Raw genomic sequence first — 1,983 nt, 5'->3', positions numbered from 1 at the left:
CGGCGGCCACGCGCCGGGCGCCGTGGCGGGCGCGGGCGCGGTGGCGGCGGCGGTGAGGGTGCCGGTGGCGTGGCGCGTCCAGTCCTCGTCGGCGGGGGCGTGCTCGGCGCGGGAGTGGATCTCCACGGTGCCGTCGGGGCCGGCGGCGACCTGTAGGCGTACGGCGGTGTCCGCCTCCAGCACCAGCGGGCTCTGCAGGGTCAGTTCCTCCAGGACCGGGCGGCCGGTGAGGCGTCCGGCGTGCAGGGCGAGGTCGACCAGGGCGGCGCCGGGCACCAGGACCGTGCCCAGTACGGCGTGTTCGGCCAGGAGCGGGTGGGTGGCGGTGGAGATCCGGCCGGTGAGCAGCAGGCCGGCGTCGCCGGGCAGGTCCAGGCGGGCGCTGACCAGCGGGTGGTCGGCGGTGGCGAGGCCGTGCCCGGCGGCGTCACCGGTGGTGACGCCGGCCGTGGGGAGCCAGTACCGGACGTGGTCGAAGGCGTAGGTGGGCAGGTCGACACGGCGGCCCGCGTACGCCTCGTACAGCACGGCCCAGTCGACGTCCGCGCCCCGGGTGTGCAGGGCGGCGAGGGCGGCGAGCAGGCCGGGCAGCTGGGCGGTGTCCTTGCGCGCGGCGGGGACGAACGCGGTGTGTGCGGCGTCCGGCAGGCAGTCGGGGCCCAGGGCGCTGAGGACGGGCGCGGCACCGAGTTCGAGGAAGGTGTCGGCGCCCTCGGCGGCGAGGGTCGCGACGGCGTCGGCGAAGCGGACGGTCTGCCGTACGTGCCGTACCCAGTAGTCGGCGCAGGCGAGTTCGGCGGCGCCGGCCGGGGCCCCGGTGAGGGTGGAGACGATCGGTACGGCGGGTTCCGCCGCCTCGATACCGGCCATGACCTCGCGGAACGCGGCCAGCATGGGCTCCGTGCGGGGTGAGTGGAAGGCGTGCGAGACACGCAGTCTGCGCGAGGTGGTGAAGTGGGCGGCGACCTCGGTGACGGCGTCCTCGTCGCCGGAGACGACCACGGCACGGGGGCCGTTGACGGCGGCGATCGCGCACCGCCGCCCCTCCAGCAGCGGTGTCACCTCCTCCTCCGACGCCTGTACGGCGACCATCGCGCCGCCCGCGGGCAGGGCCTGCATGAGCCGGCCCCGGGCGGCGACCGCGGTGACGGCGTCCTGCAGCGACCAGACGCCCGCGACGTGTGCGGCGGCGAACTCGCCGACGGAGTGCCCGGCGAGCAGACCGGGGCGCAGCCCGAAGGACTCCAGCAGCCGGTAGAGGGCGACCTGCGTGGTGAACAGGGCGGCCTGCGTGTAGTCGGTCCGCTCCAGGGTCTCGGGGTCGTCGCCCAGCACGACCTCGGCCAGGGGGCGTTCCAGGTGTTTGTCGAAGAGCGCGGCGGCGCGGTCGAAGTGCTCGGCGTAGACGGGGAAGGCGTCGTACCAGTCGCGGCCCATGCCGGGGCGCTGGGCGCCCTGGCCGGAGAAGAGGTAGGCGAGTGTGCCGTCGGTGGCGGTGCCGGTGACGAGCAGGCCCGGTGCGTCGGCGCCGCGTGCCAGGGCGTCCAGTGCGGCCGCGGCCTCGTCGGCGCCGCCGGCGAGGACGACGGCCCGGTACGGGTGGGTGGCGCGGGTGGTGGCCAGGGCCAGGCCGAGGTCGGCGGGGGCGGTGTCGGTCAGCTCCGTCAGGCGCCGGGCCTGGCCGCGCAGGGCCTCGGGCGAGCGGGCGGAGACGGGGAGGGCGAGGACCGGCGGTGCGCCGGCCGGGTCCGCCCGCTCGGGCTCGGGCTCGGCGGACTCCTCGAGGATCACGTGGGCGTTGGTGCCGCTGATCCCGAACGAGGACACACCGGCGCGGCGCGGGCGGTCCGCCGCCGGCCACGGCCGTGCCTCGGTGAGCAGGGCCACCGCGCCGGCGTCCCAGTCGACCTGGCGGGACGGCGCGTCGACGTGCAGGGTCCTCGGCAGGACGCCGTTGCGCATCGCCATGACCATCTTGATGAC

Annotated in this window: 1 protein-coding gene; it reads right to left on the bottom strand. The window is 76.7% G+C overall.

Annotated elements, in window-relative coordinates:
* Positions 1 to 1,983: type I polyketide synthase (locus GT045_RS25640; protein ID WP_161335603.1), on the bottom strand; the 1,983-nt coding region annotated here is incomplete at both ends.

Source organism: Streptomyces sp. SID486 (genome assembly GCF_009865385.1).
Taxonomy (GTDB): Bacteria; Actinomycetota; Actinomycetes; order Streptomycetales; family Streptomycetaceae; genus Streptomyces.
The sequence above is the reverse complement of the archived record's forward strand: the minus strand, read 5'-3'. Positions and strand labels throughout refer to the sequence as shown.